At 43.6% G+C, this 20,404-nt stretch carries 21 protein-coding genes; 7 read left to right on the forward strand and 14 right to left on the reverse strand.

Translation table 11 applies throughout. The features are described 5' to 3' along the window. Nucleotides 1–9 precede the first annotated feature (9 nt). Entirely contained in the window at nucleotides 10–738 is a 729-nt protein-coding gene (gene dnaQ / locus AB4135_RS11920; protein ID WP_220739913.1) for a DNA polymerase III subunit epsilon, read from the reverse strand. Nucleotides 739–809: 71 nt separating this feature from the next. Here dnaQ and rnhA point away from each other — a divergent pair, with 71 nt between their 5' ends. After that, on the forward strand, nucleotides 810–1,289 hold the full coding sequence (gene rnhA / locus AB4135_RS11925) for a ribonuclease HI (protein ID WP_371993098.1): 480 nt from the start codon (nucleotides 810–812) through the stop codon (nucleotides 1,287–1,289). A gap of 15 nt (nucleotides 1,290–1,304) precedes the next feature. Here rnhA and AB4135_RS11930 read toward each other — a convergent pair whose 3' ends face one another. Together AB4135_RS11930 and AB4135_RS11935 are read right to left on the reverse strand one after the other, a co-directional pair. Further along, nucleotides 1,305–2,201 carry a LysR substrate-binding domain-containing protein gene (locus AB4135_RS11930; RefSeq protein ID WP_371993100.1) on the reverse strand — a complete coding sequence of 299 codons (897 nt, stop codon included), beginning with the start codon at nucleotides 2,199–2,201 and terminating at the stop codon, nucleotides 1,305–1,307. Between the two features lie 16 nt (nucleotides 2,202–2,217). Next, entirely contained in the window at nucleotides 2,218–2,952 is a 735-nt protein-coding gene (locus AB4135_RS11935) for a class I SAM-dependent methyltransferase (protein ID WP_371993102.1), read from the reverse strand. Between the two features lie 107 nt (nucleotides 2,953–3,059). On the opposite strand from AB4135_RS11935, the gene gloB reads away from it, so the two are divergent. Both gloB and AB4135_RS11945 read left to right on the forward strand, forming a co-directional pair. Further along, nucleotides 3,060–3,836: a hydroxyacylglutathione hydrolase gene (gene gloB, locus AB4135_RS11940; RefSeq protein WP_371993103.1), complete on the forward strand. Its 777-nt coding sequence runs from the start codon at nucleotides 3,060–3,062 to the stop codon at nucleotides 3,834–3,836. A 90-nt stretch (nucleotides 3,837–3,926) separates the two neighbouring features. After that, nucleotides 3,927–5,489, forward strand: a complete 1,563-nt coding sequence (locus AB4135_RS11945) for a LysM peptidoglycan-binding domain-containing protein (RefSeq protein WP_371993105.1) — start codon at nucleotides 3,927–3,929, stop codon at nucleotides 5,487–5,489. Between the two features lie 95 nt (nucleotides 5,490–5,584). Here the strand turns inward: AB4135_RS11945 and AB4135_RS11950 are convergent, their stop codons facing one another. The 3 genes from AB4135_RS11950 to AB4135_RS11960 form a co-directional block, all read right to left on the reverse strand. Further along, on the reverse strand, nucleotides 5,585–6,025 hold the full coding sequence (locus AB4135_RS11950) for a YcgN family cysteine cluster protein (RefSeq protein WP_371993107.1): 441 nt from the start codon (nucleotides 6,023–6,025) through the stop codon (nucleotides 5,585–5,587). Between the two features lie 186 nt (nucleotides 6,026–6,211). Further along, nucleotides 6,212–7,213 (reverse strand): lytic transglycosylase domain-containing protein, encoded by a 1,002-nt coding sequence (locus AB4135_RS11955; protein ID WP_371993109.1) that lies wholly within the window; start codon nucleotides 7,211–7,213, stop codon nucleotides 6,212–6,214. 32 nt (nucleotides 7,214–7,245) lie between these two features. Then, nucleotides 7,246–7,527, reverse strand: coding sequence for a YcgL domain-containing protein (locus AB4135_RS11960; protein ID WP_371993157.1), 282 nt, complete (start codon nucleotides 7,525–7,527; stop codon nucleotides 7,246–7,248). 159 nt (nucleotides 7,528–7,686) lie between these two features. Here AB4135_RS11960 and minC point away from each other — a divergent pair, with 159 nt between their 5' ends. From minC to minE, 3 genes are read left to right on the forward strand one after another with little or no spacing between them, the layout of a single operon-like run. Then, on the forward strand, nucleotides 7,687–8,352 hold the full coding sequence (minC, locus tag AB4135_RS11965) for a septum site-determining protein MinC (RefSeq protein WP_371993111.1): 666 nt from the start codon (nucleotides 7,687–7,689) through the stop codon (nucleotides 8,350–8,352). A gap of 25 nt (nucleotides 8,353–8,377) precedes the next feature. After that, nucleotides 8,378–9,187, forward strand: coding sequence for a septum site-determining protein MinD (gene minD, locus AB4135_RS11970; RefSeq protein ID WP_371993113.1), 810 nt, complete (start codon nucleotides 8,378–8,380; stop codon nucleotides 9,185–9,187). 2 nt (nucleotides 9,188–9,189) lie between these two features. Then, nucleotides 9,190–9,450, forward strand: a complete 261-nt coding sequence (minE, locus tag AB4135_RS11975; protein ID WP_020912397.1) for a cell division topological specificity factor MinE — start codon at nucleotides 9,190–9,192, stop codon at nucleotides 9,448–9,450. Between the two features lie 93 nt (nucleotides 9,451–9,543). Here minE and rnd read toward each other — a convergent pair whose 3' ends face one another. The 8 genes from rnd to AB4135_RS12015 form a co-directional block, all read right to left on the reverse strand. Then, entirely contained in the window at nucleotides 9,544–10,653 is a 1,110-nt protein-coding gene (rnd, locus tag AB4135_RS11980; protein WP_371993115.1) for a ribonuclease D, read from the reverse strand. 121 nt (nucleotides 10,654–10,774) lie between these two features. Then, nucleotides 10,775–12,448, reverse strand: coding sequence for a long-chain-fatty-acid--CoA ligase FadD (fadD, locus tag AB4135_RS11985; protein ID WP_371993117.1), 1,674 nt, complete (start codon nucleotides 12,446–12,448; stop codon nucleotides 10,775–10,777). Nucleotides 12,449–12,627: 179 nt separating this feature from the next. Then, nucleotides 12,628–13,509: an alpha/beta hydrolase gene (locus tag AB4135_RS11990; protein WP_371993119.1), complete on the reverse strand. Its 882-nt coding sequence runs from the start codon at nucleotides 13,507–13,509 to the stop codon at nucleotides 12,628–12,630. 8 nt (nucleotides 13,510–13,517) lie between these two features. Beyond that, complete coding sequence (locus AB4135_RS11995) at nucleotides 13,518–14,351, reverse strand: class I SAM-dependent methyltransferase (protein ID WP_371993121.1); 834 nt, start codon at nucleotides 14,349–14,351, stop codon at nucleotides 13,518–13,520. An 84-nt stretch (nucleotides 14,352–14,435) separates the two neighbouring features. After that, on the reverse strand, nucleotides 14,436–15,143 hold the full coding sequence (locus AB4135_RS12000; protein ID WP_371993122.1) for a M50 family metallopeptidase: 708 nt from the start codon (nucleotides 15,141–15,143) through the stop codon (nucleotides 14,436–14,438). Then, nucleotides 15,136–15,444: a hypothetical protein gene (locus AB4135_RS12005; protein ID WP_371993124.1), complete on the reverse strand. Its 309-nt coding sequence runs from the start codon at nucleotides 15,442–15,444 to the stop codon at nucleotides 15,136–15,138. The genes AB4135_RS12000 and AB4135_RS12005 overlap by 8 nt, the downstream gene beginning before the upstream one ends. Nucleotides 15,445–15,501: 57 nt before the next feature. Beyond that, nucleotides 15,502–16,218 carry a tRNA (adenosine(37)-N6)-threonylcarbamoyltransferase complex dimerization subunit type 1 TsaB gene (tsaB, locus tag AB4135_RS12010; RefSeq protein ID WP_371993126.1) on the reverse strand — a complete coding sequence of 239 codons (717 nt, stop codon included), beginning with the start codon at nucleotides 16,216–16,218 and terminating at the stop codon, nucleotides 15,502–15,504. Between the two features lie 256 nt (nucleotides 16,219–16,474). Then, nucleotides 16,475–17,971: a dipeptidase gene (locus AB4135_RS12015; protein ID WP_371993127.1), complete on the reverse strand. Its 1,497-nt coding sequence runs from the start codon at nucleotides 17,969–17,971 to the stop codon at nucleotides 16,475–16,477. A 215-nt stretch (nucleotides 17,972–18,186) separates the two neighbouring features. Between AB4135_RS12015 and AB4135_RS12020 the strand changes: the two genes are divergently transcribed. Then, on the forward strand, nucleotides 18,187–20,364 hold the full coding sequence (locus AB4135_RS12020; RefSeq protein WP_371993129.1) for a M3 family metallopeptidase: 2,178 nt from the start codon (nucleotides 18,187–18,189) through the stop codon (nucleotides 20,362–20,364). The last annotated feature ends 40 nt before the right edge of the window (nucleotides 20,365–20,404 follow it).

A 20,404-nucleotide genomic window follows, 5' to 3' on the forward strand; every position in this document is an offset into this window, starting at 1 on the left:
GATAAAAATCTATCCTCGCCAGATACACTGCCCAGATTTAGCGACCAAGTCGAGTCGCTCTTCATGTCTAGTTAGTTCATCGGCCGATGCGCTGATCACTTTAAGTTTTGCTCGATCTTTAGGGAGTCGATTTATACCACCGCCCTCTTGACCCGCTTTTTCACTTGATAGATTAAACTTAGTTTGCCCACCCGTCATGATGAGGTAAACGTCAGCTAAGATCTCGGCATCAAGTAATGCGCCGTGAAGATCGCGGCGAGAGTTATCAATACCGTAACGCTTACACAAGGCATCTAGGTTATTTTTCTGTCCAGGATGAAGGTGCTTGGCGATGGCCAGAGAATCGAGTATTTGACAAATTTCAGCAGTCTTCGGCCCTATAGGCTGTAACATCGAAAACTCATGATCCATAAAGCTAACGTCGAAGTTTGCGTTATGTGCCACGATTTCTGCGCCGTCGATAAACTCAATAAAGCTCTGCGCTATTTGATGAAACTTAGGCTTGTCTGCGACAAATTCATTGGTGATCCCATGAACTTCTATCGCTTCTTCATCAATCGGCTGCAGCGGATTGATGTATTCGTGGTAATGACGTCCGGTTAGCTTGCGGTTAACCACTTCAACACAACCAATCTCAATGATTCTATGACCAAGATAAATAGGACCACTAGATTGGTTCATACCTGTGGTTTCGGTATCGAGAATAATTTGGCGTTTAGCGCTTGAAATAATGTTCATGTGAATTAATGCATTTCTCAGTTAAATTTTTGGGTATACTCGCCCAGCACTTTCGCTATGGTACCAACTTGATGACTGGACTGAAACAGATCTCTATCTTTACCGACGGTTCTTGCTTAGGAAACCCCGGGCCTGGGGGCTACGGCATTGTAATGAAGTATAAAAAACATACTCACGAACTGGCCGATGGTTTTGCATTGACCACTAATAACCGCATGGAGATGCTCGCTCCCATTGTGGCATTAGAGACGCTAAAAGTCCCCTGCCAAGTGATATTAACCAGCGATAGCCAATATATGCGCCAAGGGATCACTCAATGGATCCATGGCTGGAAACGCAACGGCTGGGTTACTTCCACCAAGCAAGCGGTAAAAAATGTCGATTTATGGCAGCGTCTTGATGCTGTTTCGCAGCGGCACCAAATTGATTGGCGCTGGGTTAAAGGCCATGCAGGCCATGTTGAGAACGAGCGTTGTGATGACTTGGCGCGCCAAGCCGCTGAGAAAAAGCCAACTCAGGAAGACAGCGGCTATCTCGCGCAGCAGAGTTAATCTTTTTAGACAACTCTAGCTATCGGTGTTTAAAAAATCTTGGCAAAAATCGATGAACGCCGCACCGATAGCGGTAAAATTTCGGCTCTTATGGTGTATTCGGTAAAATTTTCGTTCAAGCAATAAGCCCTCGACATTGATGACAGCCAGTTCTTTACGACAGATCTCTTTTTCCAGAGTTAATTCCGACAGCACACCTAATCCGGCTCCTTGTTTAACCGCTTGTTTAATCGCGTCAGGAGTCGAGAATCGAAACTTTTCTTGCGGCTGCATATCAAGCATGTTTGCAGCATTTACAAAGTAATCTCGGGTGCCAGAGCCCTCTTCTCTCATCACCCAAGGTTGACCTGCTAGTTGACTGGGCATTACCGTTTTCCCTGCAAGCGGATGTGCTGGATGACAGAAAATGAGTAAGCAGTCTTTATGCCACGCTTCTACAGCAATGCGGCTATCGAGGCATTGCCCTTCAATAAAACCCACTTCACTTCGAAATTCGAGCACAGCATTAATGACCGCTTGGCTGTTATCAATATCAACATTAACTTGGGTATTGGTATGCTGCTGACAAAATGCCACTGCGCTTTTCGCCAATAAATAGTTACCTATGGTGGAGCTGGCACTCACATTTAGATCCCCGCCAAGCTCACTGCCTGCCGGCGAAAAAGCATGTTCTATTTGATCAATTTTTTGCAATGCATCTGTCGCAAGTGGCAACAACATACTGCCTTGGGAGTTCAATCTAAGTCGATTACCTATACGTTCGAATAAGCGCGCATCAAGTTGCTTCTCAAGCTCAGAGAGCGCCATAGAGGCTGCAGGAGATGACAGATTAACCATTTCAGCAGCTTTTGCCACTTGGCCGCTACGGGCAACGGCTTCAAAAATGGCGAGTTGTTTTAAGGTAATACGCATTAATTGTGTAAATCCATTATTTTGAAGACTGAGAAGTATGGCCTGTACGCCCTGCTGTTGGCGCCGTTGACCAGTTTGGCTGTTTAACTTTGCGCTTAGCTCTAACTGGGGTTAGCGGTGTTTCAAGCTTTCTTGCCACTAACACATAAACACTGCCACTACTTGGTAGCCACGACTTCAACGCGTGTGACCAGATACTGTCAGTTTTAAGCTCTTTTAGCAGATGATGGTGTAACAAACGCTCGTCGGCTACCACTTGATACCCTAAAAGCCCTAACCAATCTTTAACTCTCGACGGCATAAAGAAGCGACCATTCCAAGGGATCTCTTGCTGGTATTTAGGCAGCATTTTGCCAACAAACATCGGGCTTAACGGGTTAAAGCCAGCAATAATAAGGTGACCACCAGAGATCAACACCCGATCGACTTCCCGTAGCAAACGATAGGGATCGGTTTCAAACTCCAGTAAAAAATTCATTACCACGGCATCGACACTGGCATTTTGGATCGGCAATTGAGTGTAATCTGCCAGTATGTCGGCTTCCGGTTCATCGAACAAAGAGTATTGGCAACTGACTCCAACGCCTGTTTTATCAATCTTTGCACTCAATGGTCCAAGGCTTAACATGTAATAACCGAATACTCTCGGCCACCACGAAAACATTGCTTCTTCAACGCTTTCACGGATCACCTGACCATTTGGTAACTCTGACCAATGATAGGGTTTTAGCGGAACACCTGAATGAGTCAATGCTATCTCCTAAGTTGCTGATGTTCTACTTTAATAACGAAAGCCATGTACAAACAATAGCTATTCTAAGTAAACTTGTTTTAGCGCTCAAATTATTAGGACTGATTATGTTAACTGTCACACCATTACCTGCCTTTGATGATAACTATATATGGGCTATTCAAGCTCCAAATATTAATGGTGCTTATGTTGTCGACCCTGGTGATGCCGATGTGGTGATTAAGTTCTTGAGCGATAAACAGATCCCGCTTCTTGGAGTGCTCATCACTCATCACCACCATGACCACACAGGCGGTATTACCAAGCTTCTAAGCTATTATGGCAGCAATATCCCTGTTTATGGACCTGCAGCGGAAAATATTGAAGGGGTTAGCAACCCGCTACAAGATTGTACAAGCTTAACACTACAAGGTATTGACCTTAAAGCAGAAGTGATTGAAGTACCTGGGCACACATTAGGTCATATAGCCTATGTTATAGAAGATGCGCTTTTTTGCGGCGATACGCTTTTCAGCGCGGGCTGTGGCCGTTTGTTTGAAGGAACACCACAGCAAATGCTGACATCGTTAACACGGCTGGCCCAGATTGGAGACGATAAAAAAGTCTACTGTACCCATGAATACACTTTAGCAAACCTTCGCTTTGCCAATAGTGTCGATCCTAGCAACGTTCAACTTCAACAGTACACTCGCCATGCCGAACACCTAAGAGCGAGTAATATACCGACTTTGCCATCGTCAATAGCCCAAGAAAAAGCGATAAACCCTTTTTTACGTAGTTATAGCACAGAAATTCAGCAATCTTTAGTTGAGCAATTCCAACAACCTATAAAAAGTGACGTGAATTGCTTTGCACTTCTGCGTCAATGGAAAGACAACTTTTAAAAAATACTCTACAATGTCTCGCTAATCCAGTGCCGCTAAGCCAGATATAGTCTGGTTTTTTTGGGCCTAAATAAAGGACACACATTTTAGATGCGCGTACCCATTTTATTTGTCGCAGGGGGGATTGCCCTGCTGACAGGTTGCCAACACTTAAGCAACCAAACGACTGCAGAAGGACCTACTGTTACACCTGTCGTCGCAGAAAAAGTCACCAAAGAACCTGTAAAGCCAGATGTCGCCGAAGTTGTTGAGGTAACTGATATTTGGGAGCGCATTCGTCTAGAACTTAAGATGGATATTCCAGATGAAAAATTGGTTAGACAGTACCGCGACTGGTATATCAAGCACCCGCAGCACCTAATACGTGTTTCAGAGCGGGCTACGCCTTTCATGTTCTTAATCGTTGAAGAGATAGAGCAACGTAACTTGCCAATAGAGCTGGCATTATTACCGATTGTAGAAAGCGCATTTGACCCATTTGCCTATTCACACGGCGCTGCATCAGGTTTATGGCAATTTACCTCACCAATGGCACGTCACTTTGGCCTGCAGATGAACTGGTGGTATGACGGCCGCCGAGATGTACCAGCTGCAACCGTTGCTGCACTTGATATGCTTGAGTATTTATACGACAAAACCGGCGATAACTGGTTATATGCGATTGCAGCCTATAATACCGGTGAAGGGCGTGTCATTAATGCCGCTAAGCGAAACAAGCGTAAAGGGATCCCCACTGACTTTTGGCACTTGAACCTACCGCGTGAAACTGAGCGCTATGTACCACAGCTTTTAGCGCTTGCTGATGTGATCAAAAATGCCGATAAATACGGTATTACGCTAACACCTATCAGCAACGAGCCACAGATTGAAGTCGTAGAGATTGGCAGTCAAATTGATCTTGCTTTAGCGGCTGACATTGCCGGTATGACCACATCAGAATTACATAAGTTAAACCCAGGTTTTAACCGCTGGGCGACAGCACCTGATGGGCCTCACAACTTAGTGTTACCGGTTGAGAAAGCCTCGGCGTTTAAAATAGCGCTGAACGACACTAAAACCAATGAAAGACTTAACTGGGAACGCTATAAAATTAAGTCTGGCGACAGCTTAGGTCTTATCGCTAAACGTTACCGTACAACCGTATCTGCGTTAAAGTCAGTCAATGATATTAATGGCAATACCATTGTTGCTGGTAAATTCCTACTTATTCCCGTTGCAGCGAAGAATTTAGATGAATACTTACTTTCAGCTGACCAACGCAAAAACCGTAAGCAGAATAAGACTCGCGGTCAGCAAAAGCTGAACTACACGGTCAAGTCTGGTGACTCGTTTTGGAAAATAGCGAAGCAGCACAAAGTCAAAACGGCTCAGCTTGCAAGCTGGAATAGTATGGCACCTAAAGATCCGTTGCAGATCGGGCAAAACCTAGTGATTTGGACTGGTAACAGTACCGCTAGCAACCAAGGATTAAAGGAAGTGATGCGTACCGTTAACTATAAGGTACGTAGCGGTGATTCTCTCGCCAGAATAGCCAGTAAATTCAATGTTAAGGTCAGTGATCTTGTGCGTTGGAACAAACTTGAAAAGAGTAAATATATTCAACCAGGGCAAACACTTAAACTTTATGTTGATATGACAAAAGTAAGAGCTTAGTCCCCTAGGTAGACCTTTATAGCTACTGAAGAAAAACAAAAAATGCCGACAAGTTACCTTGTCGGCATTTTTATTAAAGGCGCTGTGACGGGAGGTTAATCAACATCTTTCATTGGCCAAATAACGATGTGATCTTCAATATCACGGATCTTGGTTTCGCAAGTCACTTTACCTGCCACTGACATCCCAGCCTCAATCATCGCTTCTTTAGAGCCTGTTTTAAGAGGGTGCCAACTAGGTAGACCCCGACCTTCATTTAACCTTTTGTATGAGCAGCTATCCGGTAACCAAGTTAGCATTGCTAAGTTCTCCATGGTCACCTTAGTGCAGGTAGGCACAAAACTAAAGCGCTGCTCATAACTCTTGCAATGACCCTGCTTAGCATCTAATAACAAACAGGCTGCGTTGGTGTAGTAAAGCTGTTCAGTTTCATCGTCAATCAACTTGTTGAGGCAACACTTACCACATCCATCACACAAGGACTCCCACTCAGAAGTGTCCATCTCTGCTAATGTTTTTTCATTCCAAAATGCCATGCTAAAACTTACAACTCGGTTCAATTCAAAAGAAGCACTATTGTACACCAGCCACCACTGTCGTTGCACCTTTGTGAACGCAGTTATTGCAGGCTTGAAAAATGAATATGGCTGAACATAAAATTATGGCCAAATAGTAAAATAGCGGCTCATTAGCCGCTATTTTTCGTTACTTACTTATTGGTATTAGCTAATGGGTGGATACTTGATACGTTCAGATAGATAAGCAACTGAAATGGCGAAATAATTCGATTTATTCCAACGTAGAAGCCCACGATAATTATCATAAACTAAATACTTACGACCAGTTTCACCATCAGGCATCACCATAGAGATCATCATGTCATCTCGATTTGGAAGATCGTTGCCATTAAAGCGTCTAACCCCCAATGCTTGCCATTGTGAAAAGGTCTTTTTAACGTCTAAATCGGCGAGTTTCGCGTCGAAGTCCGTAGGCGTCTTTACCTGCCTGCCCCAAGTTTCAGACTCTTTCCAGCCCGCTTGCTGTAGGTAGTAAGCCGCAGACGCAAACGCATCGCTGCTGTTATTCCAAATGTCTTTTTTACCATCGCCATCGCCGTCCTGAGCATAAGCTAGAAATGAGGTTGGCATAAACTGAGTTTGCCCCATGGCCCCAGCCCATGAACCTTTCATCTGCTCAAAGGTAAATTGCTGCTCTTCAGCTATTTTCAACGCTGCGAAAAACTCTTTTTTAAAGAAGGCTTCACGACGTCCTTCATAAGCTAATGAAGCCGTGACTGATAACACTGGATAACTACCAGTAAGCTTGCCAAAGTTTGACTCTACGCCCCATAAAGCAACAATAAAACGCGGCTGCACCCCGTATAACTTACCGATCCTCTCAAGTTCGACTTGATGAGTTTTGAATAAGTTACGCGCTTTTTCAACTTTCCAGTCAGGCACGACCCTTGGTAGGTATGTTTCAAGAGTCAATTTCGTTTCAGGCTGTGCCTTGTCTGAAGCAACCGCCTTTTTGAACATTTTTATTTTGGGAAAAACATCATTGATGGTCTGCTCTGTCACGCCTTGCGTTGCAGCTTCAAGTTTCAGCTCGGCGACATACTCGCTAAAACTCCCTTTGTTTGCACTCGTTGTATCACTTGCTATCGCGTTAAAAGAGAGCACTAACCCACAGGTTAATGTCAAAGCTTGCTTACTCAGTAGCATAAATATTCCCTTACCCCAAAAAATAAATGCTGTTATTCGGGGTTAAAACCAATGTCTTTCTTATGTTGTTCTAACAAATTAACCACAGGTGGCGGTAACTGTAAATAAAATCCTTTATCATTCAGCTCAGTTTTTACTTTTTTAATATCAGCAAAACCGAGGTGATCACGCTTATCAATTGGCAGCATCATCACCAATTGCGGCTCGCCAAACATTGCCATCAATGCTTCAGGAACTCGTTCAAATTCATTACGTTTTTCCACAAAAAGGTAGCTATCCGCTTTTCTTAAACTTTTATACACAGCACAGATCATATACGACTCAATTTCCAGACTATTCAACTTGCCAGCTTATGCGTCACACTATAACATGGACTGTTAGGAATATACCCGTTCTGCCCGAAAATGCTGGGTTTGGCGGTAATTTAATGGATATCAGCGTTGCGCTGAATTTTTCTAGAGAGTCATACAGGAATGCAAACACCCAGCCTCGAATTAAAAGGCTCCTCTTTTACTCTTTCTGTTCTGCATATTAATAGCCAGGATATGGCAGTTATAGCAACGGAATTAGACAGTAAACTTGCGATTGCACCTCAGTTTTTTCTTGGTGCGCCTTTAGTGGTTAATTTAAGTGCGATTAAAACCAGTGACTTCGACCTTTTAGGTTTAAAAGAGATTTTAACCAGTCGCCAACTTATTATTGTCGGTATCACCAACGCATTACCTGTTATTAATGATATGGCCAAATCAATTGGTTTAGCCATTGTTAAATCGGGAAAAGCGGCGACTAGCCAACCTCAAATGCCAAAGACCACTAAAATTGTCAAACAGAACGTCCGTTCTGGTCAGCAAATTTATGCGAAAAACGGCGATCTTATCGTCATAGGCGCAGTTGGCAATGGCGCCGAAGTTATCGCCGATGGCAGTATCCACGTCTATGGTGCATTGCGCGGCAAAGCTATGGCTGGCGCAGCCGGTGACAAGAATGCCGTGATAGTGGCACAAAAAATTGAAGCAGAACTGGTATCGATTGCTGGTCAATACTGGTTAACTGAACATCTTCAGCAAAACGAAGCCGCACAGAGTGGTTGTATTCGCCTAGAAGGCGACTCGCTTACGGTTGAATCATTGCCTCTGTAAGAGCGCAAATAAAAAGGAATAATAAATGGCGCAAATTATTGTTGTCACGTCTGGAAAAGGCGGTGTGGGGAAAACAACCTCAAGTGCAGCTATTGCAACTGGCCTAGCATTAAAAGGCCATAAAACCGTAGTGATTGATTTTGATATTGGCCTACGTAATCTCGATTTAATCATGGGTTGTGAGCGACGTGTCGTTTATGATTTTGTTAATGTCATTAATGGTGAAGCAAATCTAAACCAAGCACTGATTAAAGACAAACGATGCCCTAAGTTATTTGTATTACCAGCCTCCCAAACTCGCGATAAAGATGCCTTAACCAAAGAAGGGGTTGGAACAGTCCTCGATAACTTGGCAAAGGATTTCGAGTACATTATTTGTGATTCGCCTGCTGGTATAGAAACGGGCGCTATGATGGCACTCTACTTTGCCGATATTGCCATTGTGACAACCAACCCTGAGGTGAGTTCTGTCCGAGATTCAGACCGTATTTTAGGTATGCTACAAAGCAAATCTAAGCGTGCTGAAGAAGGGCTTGAGCCAGTTAAAGAGTTTCTTCTTCTTACCCGTTACTCACCAGCCCGCGTAACAACCGGTGAAATGCTTAGCGTAGAAGATGTAGAAGAGATCCTAGCAATACCGCTATTGGGCGTTATTCCTGAGTCACAAGCAGTACTTAAAGCATCAAACTCTGGCGTACCTGTTATTATTGATAATGAGAGCGACGCGGGAATGGCTTATAGCGATGCTGTTGAGCGCTTACTGGGTGCAGAACTGCCTTTCCGGTTCCTTACGGAAGAGAAGAAAGGTTTCTTAAAACGAATTTTTGGTAGCTAATTATGTCATTACTTGATTATTTTAAAACGAAGAAGAAACCGAGTACTGCGGCAACAGCCAAAGAACGTTTGCAGATCATTGTCGCTCATCAACGTGGCGAGAGAGACGCCCCCGATTATTTTCCGCAAATGAAGCAGGAGATCATTGAGGTGATTCGTAAATATGTAAAAGTGGGCGCAGACCAAGTATCCGTGCAACTTGATCAGAATGACGACAACCTATCAGTACTTGAGCTTAATGTAACTTTGCCTGAGCAGAGCTAAATTTAATTTACTGTTTAAGTCACTACTTAAGTCAAAAACACCCGCATTTCGCGGGTGTTTCTAATTTAAATGACGACTAACAATTTCTAGCCGTTAAAGCTTAAGGTCATTAAGCGCATCACTGACAATACCTTTACGCCAACCACTGAGTATTAAAGGTACCTCTGCGGTTTTACCGTCCCATACCCATTGTAGATATTCATGGATCAACTTCTTTGAACCAAGCAGTTCAATCGGTACGTTCTGCGTTTCTGCTTGCTCTGCAATACACTGTTTGATGCTTTTGAAAGCTGCTTTATAGCCTGTTTTTAACGCAAGTACATCCAAAGGTTTTGGTAGTTCTTCAAAACTAACATTGGCAATAATTTTAACCAGTTCTTTACCATGAATCCGCTTCTCTTGCTCGGTAAGCTCTGTTAGTTTATACAGATCATTACTGTTTTTAGGCATCTTTTTAGCCAGTGCAATCAAGGCGTGGTCTTTGACGACAAATCCAAGCGCTAAGTCTTTAATCAGTGCACGTTTAAGGCGCCATTTAGCTAACGCTTTTAACACTGCTAACTGTCGCGGCAACAGTTGGAATGCATTTTTTACTTTAAGGTAAGCAACTTCAGGATCCGGGGCATCAAGACGACCTTGGGTCATACGCTCACCATCTTCATAGACCCAACTTAACCTGCCCTGCGATTCTAGTTTCTCAACCAGTTGTGGGTATAGCTCGTAGAGGTAGTAAACATCGTTTGCGGCATAATTTAGCTGTGCTTCGCTCAATGGTCGCTTTAGCCAATCGGTGCGAGACTCGCCCTTATCAAGCGTGATATCCAGTGTTTGCTCAACTAACTTTGCATAGCCTAGCCCATAGCCCATGCCACAAAGGCCTGCAGCAATTTGGCTATCAAACAGTTTATTGGGCTGACAAGCTCCATTCTTGGCAAAAACTTCGAGATCTTCGCTGCATGAGTGGAGTAGCTTAATGATATTGTTATCGGTCAATAAAGCCCAAAATAGGTCGAGATTACTCACTGCGAGTGGATCAATCAGGGCGAGGGTTTTACCGTCATAAGCTTGAATAAGCCCTAGGCGAGCGTAATAAGTACGAGTTCTGACAAATTCAGTGTCTATCACCAGTAATTTGGCTTCACGGTATTGCGCGACTAGCGCCGCTAAACTGGTATCATCGTCAATATATTGAAACGCTAACAAAGTCTTCTCCAAAATCCTGAAATAAGCTTAACTCGACCAAATAATGCAAAAGCCGGCATTCGCCGGCTTTAGTCTATAAAAAGTGGCAACTACCACTCTTTTATGAAAGAACTAATCGCAGTTAATCGCTCTTAGCTTCATCTCTCAATTCACGACGTAGAATTTTTCCTACGTTCGTTTTGGGCAGTTCATCCCTAAATTCTACCAGCTTAGGGATTTTATATCCCGTCAAATGTTCGCGGCAGTGCTTGATAATATCCTCTTTGGTTAAAGATTTATCATTTGCGACCACAAATACTTTTACAAGCTCACCCGAAACCTCATGGGGCACGCCAACGGCCGCCACTTCGATGACTTTTGGATGCAAGGCAACAACCTCTTCCACTTCGTTCGGGAACACATTAAAGCCAGAAACTAAAATCATGTCCTTTTTACGATCAACAATAAAGAAGAAGCCTTTATCGTCCATGTAACCAATATCGCCCGTTGCCAAGTAGCCATTAGCATCGATAACATTCGCAGTCTCTTCGGGACGATTCCAATAACCGACCATGACCTGCGGTCCTTTAGCAAACAACTCTCCAGTCTCGCCTTGAGCGAGTATCTTGCCCTCTTCATCTCTGACTTGAATATCAGTGTTCGATACAGGAAAGCCAATAGAGCCATTGTAGCCCTCTAGGTTATAAGGGCAGCAAGTGACCAATGGTGATGCTTCGGTAAGGCCATAACCCTCTAATAAACGCGTTTGAGTGATCCCTTGCCATTTATCGGCTACTGCACGTTGCACAGCCATACCGCCACCAATAGACAGTTTAAGATCGGTGAAATCTAGCTTAGTGAACTCTTCAGAATTCACTAGTGCATTAAACAGGGTGTTGACGCCAGTTAGTGCTGTGAAAGGGTGTTTATCTAACTCACTAATAAAAGCAGGCAGATCTCTTGGGTTAGTAATCAACAAGTTATTCGCACCTTTATGTATGAATAACAAGCAGTTAACTGTTAAAGCAAAAATATGATAAAGCGGCAGCGCAGTGACAACGAACTCTTTACCGTTAACCAGTAACGAGCCGTATGCTGCGTCAGCTTGCAGCAAATTACTGACCACATTGCCGTGACTAAGCATCGCCCCTTTGGAAACACCTGTTGTACCACCAGTGTACTGTAAGAAAGCTAAATCATCTTTTTTGACCACGGGCTTAACATATTGCATACGTCGCCCTTTCGATAACGCTTTTCGCATCGAAATAGCTTGCGGAAGATGGTATTTAGGCACCATCTTTTTAATATACTTTACGACAAAATTAACCACTGTACGTTTAGGCGCACTCAACAGATCGCCTAAGCCAGTTAAAATAACGCTTTCAACAGGGGTCTCTGCAACGACTTTATCTAATGTGTGGGCAAAATTAGACACTACCACAATCGCTTTGGCACCAGAGTCGGTCAATTGATGTTTAAGCTCTCTGGGGGTGTATAGCGGATTAACGTTAACAACAACCATGCCTGCGCGTAATATGCCAAACAGAGCAATTGGATATTGCAATAAATTTGGCATCATGATGGCAACACGGTCGCCTTTATTCAGCTTCAATTCATTTTGCAAGTATGCAGCAAACGCGCGGCTGCGCTCTTCTAATTTGCGATAGGTTAACGTTGCCCCCATATTCACAAATGCAGGTTGATCAGCATATTTAGAAACCGATGTTTCAAATAGATCCACTAACGAGGCATATTGCTCTACATTTATTTCAGAAGGCACATCGTCTGGCAGGTTATTAATCCAAAGTTGATCCACAAAAATCTCCTAATATTTCCACCTAAGGGAAACAATACCTCAACGGTCGTTTGCAGCTTGCCAATAAACAAGCTAAACACTGTCAAATCTTTATATTTATAAGAAACGCCAATAAATCATACAAGCGTTTAAATTTTGATTATCATCACATATATGTAACGAAAAACCTAGTCCCTTTTTCAGCCTTTGGCTTTAAGGAATCTATCTATGGCAAATGAAACCGCTTTCGCACTACCCATGTGAAGATGATGATCTCCCTCAATTTCCTCGACTTCAAGCTGATTGAACCAACGTTTCGCAGTGGGAATTGCACTGCTAAGTTGGGTGAAGCCTTGGCTACCCAGAATCAACAATGTATCGACCTCATGGGCCTGCATTAATGCGTCAACTTGGGAATAAGCGAGTCTCAATGGGGAATCTAATTTTAAGCGGGGATCACTGCGCCAGCTTACTCCACAATCAAGCTTTTGCATATTGCGTTGAGTTAGAATTTCGCACCATGCCACATCTAACGCAGTAAGTTTATGACGAGCATTGACAGCAACAGAAATATCCCGATAAACATTGCTGTTTCTAGCCTCAACTTGCAGGTAACGTCGGTGTGATTTAAAGCTGTTATTAAGACGTGGCTTCACTTTACTCTCTTTTTCATAGAGAGGAGATAATGCTTCGACTAACACCAAAGTTGCGACCTTTTCAGGGAATGCAGCCGTGTAAGCGGATGCAATAATGCCCCCTAAAGAGTGTCCTAAAATGGCTGTGGGTTGTTGTTCTGCAGGCAACGCTGTTAACAGCGCATCCAAATCATAGAGGTAATCAATCCAATGCAGGGGATATTTGCCTGGGCGATGCTCAGATAGCCCATGACCAGGCCAATCTATTGCCATGATTTGATAGTCAGTTAAATAGTGACTTAAAGGGAGAAAACTATTGGCGTTGTCTAACCAACCATGCAACGCCAATATTAATGGTTTGTCCTGCGAACCCCATAGTTTTGCAGCTAATTTTATATGGGGTAATTGAATCGTTATTTCATTTTCTTGCGCGCAAGACTTTTCCATATTGCTTATTATTTTTTGGTGAATTTCAGCGTCATTCTATCGCTTTCACCAATTGCGAGATACTTTTCTTTGTCTTGATCATCAAGTGCTAAACGTGGCGGTAAGGTCCAAACACCTTTTGGGTAATCTTTAGTATCTTTTGCATTTGCGTTAATCTCTGAACTTTCTACAAAGGTAAAACCCGCTTTTTCCGCTAGTTTTATCATTTGAGCTTGATCCATATAACCTGTCTTAGCGTCCATACCAGGATTCGCTCGATGCTCAACGATACCAAATGTACCACCAGATTTAAGCACTTTATAAGCCGAATCAAATACAGGCTCTAAATAACCTTTCATTGCCCAGTTATGTAAGTTTCTGAAAGTGAGTACGACGTCAGCACTGTTGTCGTCGCCCATTGCGTAAAAACTAGGAGGATCGAAAGTGACGGTGGAGGCGTTACCCAGTTTTGCTTTATTATCCGCGATCCACTTTTCAAACTTTTTGCCCGCCTTGGCTCGGTAGCCATTGCGCTGCTTTTCATCATCGGGGTTAGCATTAAAATTCCCACCAATATAATGGCCTTTCTCTGCAAGGTAAGGCGCCAGTATTTCAGCATACCAACCGCCACCCGGCCATAACTCAATAACCGTATCTGAAGGCTCTACGCCAAAAAACTCAATGGTCTCTTTGGGGTGTCGGTATGTATCACGGGCTGAATTTTTAGTTTGGCGAAAATCACTAGATACCGCGGTATCGAGTGCGGCATTTTCGTGGACATGCGCATTTGCAGTAGCGCTTAGTGTTGATAGGCCAAACGCGCTAGTCAGAATTAGGCTGGCGGCTAGGGTATTCATTTTCATTAGATATCTCCATATAAAGGCTGGCATCAACCTAACAGTCAATAGCTTAAAATCCAAGCCTAAGAAACAGAGATTTACACTTTGTTATTTAATCTGGCGTTTTTCTGCTTGACGGTCAACTCGGCGCCAACATAGAAATAGCATAAACGCACTCGTTGCAAGCCAAACGAGCACCCAGAACCAAGCGGGTATCCAACTTTGCTCTGCAAGCATATTGGCATCACCCTGCCCTTCAAGGCCAAATAATACGGTAGGACTCGCCAATGCATTTAAAATAACCATCAAGCCCATAATGCGCAAACTGGTGGCTAAATATCGATTAAGGTTAAGCTTTAACGGCATTAAAAATAACAATGCGAGCGACACTAGAATCGAAATGGTTAGTAGATCTCTTGCCCAGAGCAAAGTCGTTAAGATAACGCCCGCGCCTAACAGACCGAAGCTAAAGCGGATCCCCTTAGGCCAAGTCGCAAATGTAAAAATCAAATAGCCCCACAACGCAGCACCAAAATAACCTGCAAAGCCAATGGCTAATGACCAACCACCTTGGCTGAAGCAAAGTCCAGCTCCATTAGGAAACAGCTGAATATGACTAACGGCTCCACCAGTGAAAAGTGTCGCTAAGCCATGTGATAACTCATGAAAATAGCTTTCGAGCCATTTAAACGGCACACTCACAAACGGTAGTTTTGTGACCAGAAAAGCCACCAATAATTCGAGAAAAAATCTACCTCTGCTAGGCGTACCAGACGAAATTGGAGTCTTTGACGAGTGTTGCAAAGTGCTAGGCATAGGTATCAATGCCTACCATCTGTTGGATCTCTTCGCGCTTTGCTGCATGCTGATTAGTAAGGTATTCAGCCACAGCCCCTCGCTGGCCACGAGTATCATTCTCATACTCTATATGAGCACCGAGTCGAGATTTAAGTGCGGCTTCATCTTCGTTATAGTCGTTAAATTGGTAAGACTGCTGTGCTTGGATCGGCAGCACTTGTTCGGCAGCATCCACCCGCACAGCAGTAGGCTGATTAGTTCCTATCGACTTATTGACTTCAACTTTAGAAGCGGTAAGTTGACTTGAATTAATTTGCATCCAATCGTCCTTAACTTATTAAATCACTGTCTTATGCGTAATCAGCTTAAGTTCAGATCATTCTTTTCCTGGTAATTTTTTCCAGGTCACGGTATCACGTAAATAGACAGGCTTAAGCTCGTCAACACTCGTGCTCAAGCCATTTAGATAACCTTGTTGCGCTAATATCGCCATATACTTAGCATCTGGAAATTTAGCAAGCTCACACACAGGAAGGCCACCAGCGATTGCCAGTAATTGTGGATAGGCATCAAAACCGGTGCCACAGGCGGTAATCGTTTGCGTTTCATCCAAGCTTAACACTATCGATTCTGGTGCGCTAACAACCTCTTCATTGGCTAATGTGGCAATACCATCAACGGCAATAAACTGCCCCCAATAGACTTCACCCATACGCGCATCAATAGCAGCTAAAACCTGTTTGGCTCCAGCTTCAATAGCAGCTTGTGCCATGGTCGCAAGGGTTGAGATCCCGATGACAGGGAGTGATTGCCCCAATGCTAAACCTTGGGTGATACTGGTGCAGATCCTGATCCCGGTAAAACTACCTGGGCCTCGACCATAAGCGATTAAGTCGACATCACTCAACTTGATATCAGCTTGAGATAACACCGACTTAACCATTGGCAATAACCTTTGGCTGTGCTCGCGCGGTGCATCTGCTTGCTCGCAATACACTTGTCGATTATGGGTTAACGCAGCAGAGCACGACTCGGTACATGTATCTAGAGCGAGTATGCTCAGCGAAGTTGCTTCTATGGACTGTTCTGTCATCTATTACTTACCAAACTCAAAATTCAGGCTCAACACGAAAGCTGTCACGTAAGCTCCCACGTATGTAGCGAATACTAGCTGTCAATATATTCAGTGTTAAATATATAAAATGCAGCTTAGTTAACGATAAAGAGCGGGGATTATACCTAACTCCCCCGCTGGCTTTAAGTAGAACTGCAAAATAGTTTTACTGCCGTTGACTGTAATCTATCTTTAGCCGCTAACCTAGCAGCGCATATGCTCACTAGACTGTCTATTACTTAGCTAACTCAACAAAAGCAGCCGTGTACATTTTTAGATTCAACATAAACTGCTTATAGGTGATAAATTCATTTTCAGTATGCCCTGTATACTCAATGCCTGGCATAGCAGGACCAAAGCTCAATGCGTTAGGGAACAATTTACTGTTTGTTGAACCGCCAATAGCAACCGGTTGCGGATCTTTAACCCCGGTAAAATGAGAATAGACATCGAGCAGTGTATTAAGATGCGGCGCATCTTGCATCACCATAGGCTTTCCCCAATAGGTTTCAACCTTTGCTAACTTAACTTGATGTTTTTGCTGCCAACGCTCCAGTGCTTCATGAGTCTGGCGGTCGAGTCTCTCTGGCGTCTTGCCTATAGGCCGACGCAGATTAATCATTACTTGTGTGCCCTGCTTACCTGTTTTCACGATGGTAGGCGCTAAACTCATCGGCCCCATAAAATCATCTTTATATGCAATATCACCAAACTGCTCTGCATAAATTCCCATGCCAACCATTTCATGGATAAATTGCTGTGTAAGTGATGCTGTGTTTTTAGGCCACTGATGGATAGCGAGCAGTTGTGCCAGATGAGTCACCGCATTGACACCATCTTCAGGTGTTGAAGAGTGGGCTGCTTTACCATCAGCAAAAATAGTAACTGTCGAACCGTTTTGCGCAAAACGATATGTCATTGCGGGTTGTGTTTTAGCTGCTGCCTTTAACTGCTGAATTAACTCCTTATCAGCAAAATTAATTTCTGCTTGAGCTTGTTGAGGCACTTGGCTAGCAAAATAACCACCAGAGAAGCGTTCAAGTGTAGCTTTCCCCTTAAATGAAACCTCGAGATTAACACTTGGGATCATAAATTCAATTTTGCTCCAACCCTTCTCGGCCGTCACAACAGGGTATTCAGCATCGATAGTGATGTTGATATTGGCTGGAGTGAAGTTCTTCAAAAACGCTTTAAGCGGCTCCCAGTCGGATTCCTCCGCCATGTAAACCATCAACTCTATTCGTTTATTAAGTTTTATCTGCTTATCTTTAATAGACTTCATCGCATACATCGCAGTCACGATTGGCCCTTTATCATCTTCGGTGCCGCGGCCAATAAGTTTACCGGGCTCAGATGTCATATCTAATAAATATGGGCTTTGCTGCCACAATGCTGGGTTGGCTGGTTGTACATCACCGTGGGTAATCACGCCAAGTTTGTCTTCCTGTTGACCAAGTCCAATCAAAATCACATAGCCATGGTCAACATAATCTAAACCTAGTTTGTCGCTCAAACTTTTAAGTTCCTGTTTGAAACCAATGAATTGTGGATTGGTGTCAGGCGTTTGCCCTTCAATCGCAACTGTATTGAATTTTACGAGTGTCGCAAGACTAGCAAGCATATCGTCGGCATATTGTGCAACAGCGTAATGAGCAACTTTGTCTGATTGAGATTCTATTGCACTGCAGGGAAGAGACAGCAGAGTGATAAACAGCAAGGCTAAACGTTTCATGGGTGTCCATTTTATAATTATTAGTAGAAAAACAACTCAGTTTGCCACAACTTTTGCGGGTAAAGTTATAAAAAATGCCCATTCAAAACATTTGTTACAAACAATACGTATTTTTAATAGATTTAACACCACTAACCGTGATATTTAATGACGTTAACGTCAATGCAAAGATATTGGCGAAAATTAAAACAAGTAAAAATTCGGGGATTTAAACTATGAAGGGATCAACCCTCAAACCTTTGGTTGCAGCTATAGCAATCACACTTTCTCTTGGCGCATGCAGCAGCGCGAATAATACAACCGACAACCAAACAGCACCCAATGTTGTTGCTCAGCAAATAATTGACAACAATGCCGGCAACCCATTCTTTAAGCCATATGATACCTATTTCGGCATCCCAGATTTTTCAAAGATTAAGCCTGAACACTACCTACCTGCTTTTAAAGCGGGTATTGCACAACATAAAGCCGAAATTCAAGCGATAATCGATAACCCTGAAGCACCCTCTTTTGCAAATACCATTGAAGCTATGGAGTTTTCAGGTGAGTTAACCAGCAAAGTTGCCAGCGTTTTTTATAACTTAACAGGCGCAGACACCAACGAGCAGCTTCAAGCTATCTCGAAGGAAGTCTCTCCGATGCTTTCTGCCGCTGGTGATGACGTATTGTTAAACGACGCACTATTTCAAAAAGTAAAAGCCGTCTATGACCAACGTGACGCACTGAACTTAAATGTTGCTCAAGCAAAACTACTGCAAGACACCTATAAGTCTTTCACTCGTGGCGGTGCTAACTTAAGTGATGCAGACAAAACCAAACTGCGCGCACTTAATGAACAAATTGGTAAGCTAAGCCTAGAGTTTGGTGACAATCTGCTCGCTGAAACCAATGCATTCGAACTCGTTATCGATAATAAAGCCGATTTAGCCGGTTTACCGGAAGATGTGATCAGCGTTGCAGCGCAAACAGCGACAAAACGTGGCCATGAAGGCAAATGGGTGTTTACCACTTCACGCCCTTCAATCACGCCATTTTTAACTTATGCCGATAGCCGAGAACTGCGCGAGAAAATCTATAAAGGTTATGTAGAGCGCGGTAACAATAACAACGCAAACGATAACAAAAAAATCCTTGCGAAGATGGCGGCATTGCGCGCAGAACGAGCACAACTAATGGGTTACAAAACTCACGCTCACTTTGTACTTGAAGAGCGCACAGCACAAACACCTGAAAACGTATACGGCTTGCTGAACAAAGTATGGCCAGCTGCATTAGCGCAAGCTGAAGCTGAAGTTGCCGATATGCAAGAATTAATCGATTCTGAAGGCGGTGATTTTAAGCTTGCTGGTTGGGATTGGTGGTACTATTCAGACAAGATCCGTGTCGCTAAGTACAGCTTTAATGAGCAGCAAACACGCCCTTACTTCTCATTAGAAAACACCCTTAAAGGTGTATTCTATACTGCCAACCGCTTATTCGGTATTACAGTGAAAGAGCGTACTGACCTGCCTAAGTACAATGATGAAGTGCGTACATGGGAAGTCTACGACAAAGATGGCGAGTTAATGGCAATCTTTATGGGTGACTATTACGTACGCGACAGCAAACGTGGTGGCGCTTGGATGAACTCATATCGTCAACAGTACAACATGAACGGTGTTGATTCTAAGCCAATCATTGTGAACGTTCTGAACTACCCACGCCCAGTAGGCAACGAGCCGGCACTGTTAACATTCGATGAAGCTAGCACACTATTCCATGAATTTGGTCATGCACTACATGGTATGTTGTCAGATGTTGAATATCGCTCTCAAGCTGGGACTTCAGTACCACGCGACTACGTTGAGTTCCCATCACAAGTGATGGAAAACTGGATGACGCAACCAGAAGTATTGGCGCAGTTTGCTAAGCATTACAAAACCGGTGAAGTGATCCCACAAGAGCTAGTAAAGAAAATTCAAGCTGCGAGCAAATTCAACCAAGGCTTTGCAACTGTAGAGTACATGGCGGCAACCAAGCTTGATTTAGATTGGCACACAGTGACTGACTTTATGCCAAAAGATGCTGCAAAATTTGAAGCTGAATCACTGAACAAAATGGGATTGATCAGTGAAATCGCCCCACGTTACCGCAGTACTTACTTCTCGCATATCTTCTCTGGCGGATACTCTGCAGGTTACTACAGCTACCTTTGGTCAGATATCTTAGGTGCTGATGCTTTTGAAGCGTTCAAAGAGAACGGTATTTTTGACAAAGCAACAGCTGATGCCTTTAGAGATAACGTTCTGTCGCAAGGCGGTAGCGAAGATCCAATGAAACTGTATAAACAGTTCCGTGGTAAAGAAGCAGGCATTGATCCATTGCTTCGCAGCCGTGGCTTGTTAGCGAAATAAAGGCGAAATTCAAGTTAGTTGGTAGACCGGCCGATTAGCG

The sequence above is a fragment of the Shewanella sp. 10N.286.54.B9 genome, from assembly GCF_041468565.1.
Classification (GTDB): Bacteria; Pseudomonadota; Gammaproteobacteria; order Enterobacterales; family Shewanellaceae; genus Shewanella.

Excerpts from the sequence above, each read along its gene's own strand:
- dnaQ (WP_220739913.1), bottom strand. The coding sequence starts at position 738 with ATGAACATTATTTCAAGCGCTAAACGCCAAATTATTCTCGATACCGAA.
- rnhA (WP_371993098.1), top strand. The coding sequence starts at position 810 with ATGACTGGACTGAAACAGATCTCTATCTTTACCGACGGTTCTTGCTTA.
- AB4135_RS11930 (WP_371993100.1), bottom strand. The coding sequence starts at position 2,201 with ATGCGTATTACCTTAAAACAACTCGCCATTTTTGAAGCCGTTGCCCGT.
- gloB (WP_371993103.1), top strand. The coding sequence starts at position 3,060 with ATGTTAACTGTCACACCATTACCTGCCTTTGATGATAACTATATATGG.
- AB4135_RS11945 (WP_371993105.1), top strand. The coding sequence starts at position 3,927 with ATGCGCGTACCCATTTTATTTGTCGCAGGGGGGATTGCCCTGCTGACA.
- AB4135_RS11950 (WP_371993107.1), bottom strand. The coding sequence starts at position 6,025 with ATGGCATTTTGGAATGAAAAAACATTAGCAGAGATGGACACTTCTGAG.
- AB4135_RS11955 (WP_371993109.1), bottom strand. The coding sequence starts at position 7,213 with ATGCTACTGAGTAAGCAAGCTTTGACATTAACCTGTGGGTTAGTGCTC.
- AB4135_RS11960 (WP_371993157.1), bottom strand. The coding sequence starts at position 7,527 with ATGATCTGTGCTGTGTATAAAAGTTTAAGAAAAGCGGATAGCTACCTT.
- minC (WP_371993111.1), top strand. The coding sequence starts at position 7,687 with ATGCAAACACCCAGCCTCGAATTAAAAGGCTCCTCTTTTACTCTTTCT.
- minD (WP_371993113.1), top strand. The coding sequence starts at position 8,378 with ATGGCGCAAATTATTGTTGTCACGTCTGGAAAAGGCGGTGTGGGGAAA.
- minE (WP_020912397.1), top strand. The coding sequence starts at position 9,190 with ATGTCATTACTTGATTATTTTAAAACGAAGAAGAAACCGAGTACTGCG.
- AB4135_RS11990 (WP_371993119.1), bottom strand. The coding sequence starts at position 13,509 with ATGGAAAAGTCTTGCGCGCAAGAAAATGAAATAACGATTCAATTACCC.
- AB4135_RS11995 (WP_371993121.1), bottom strand. The coding sequence starts at position 14,351 with ATGAAAATGAATACCCTAGCCGCCAGCCTAATTCTGACTAGCGCGTTT.
- AB4135_RS12000 (WP_371993122.1), bottom strand. The coding sequence starts at position 15,143 with ATGCCTAGCACTTTGCAACACTCGTCAAAGACTCCAATTTCGTCTGGT.
- AB4135_RS12005 (WP_371993124.1), bottom strand. The coding sequence starts at position 15,444 with ATGCAAATTAATTCAAGTCAACTTACCGCTTCTAAAGTTGAAGTCAAT.
- tsaB (WP_371993126.1), bottom strand. The coding sequence starts at position 16,218 with ATGACAGAACAGTCCATAGAAGCAACTTCGCTGAGCATACTCGCTCTA.
- AB4135_RS12015 (WP_371993127.1), bottom strand. The coding sequence starts at position 17,971 with ATGAAACGTTTAGCCTTGCTGTTTATCACTCTGCTGTCTCTTCCCTGC.
- AB4135_RS12020 (WP_371993129.1), top strand. The coding sequence starts at position 18,187 with ATGAAGGGATCAACCCTCAAACCTTTGGTTGCAGCTATAGCAATCACA.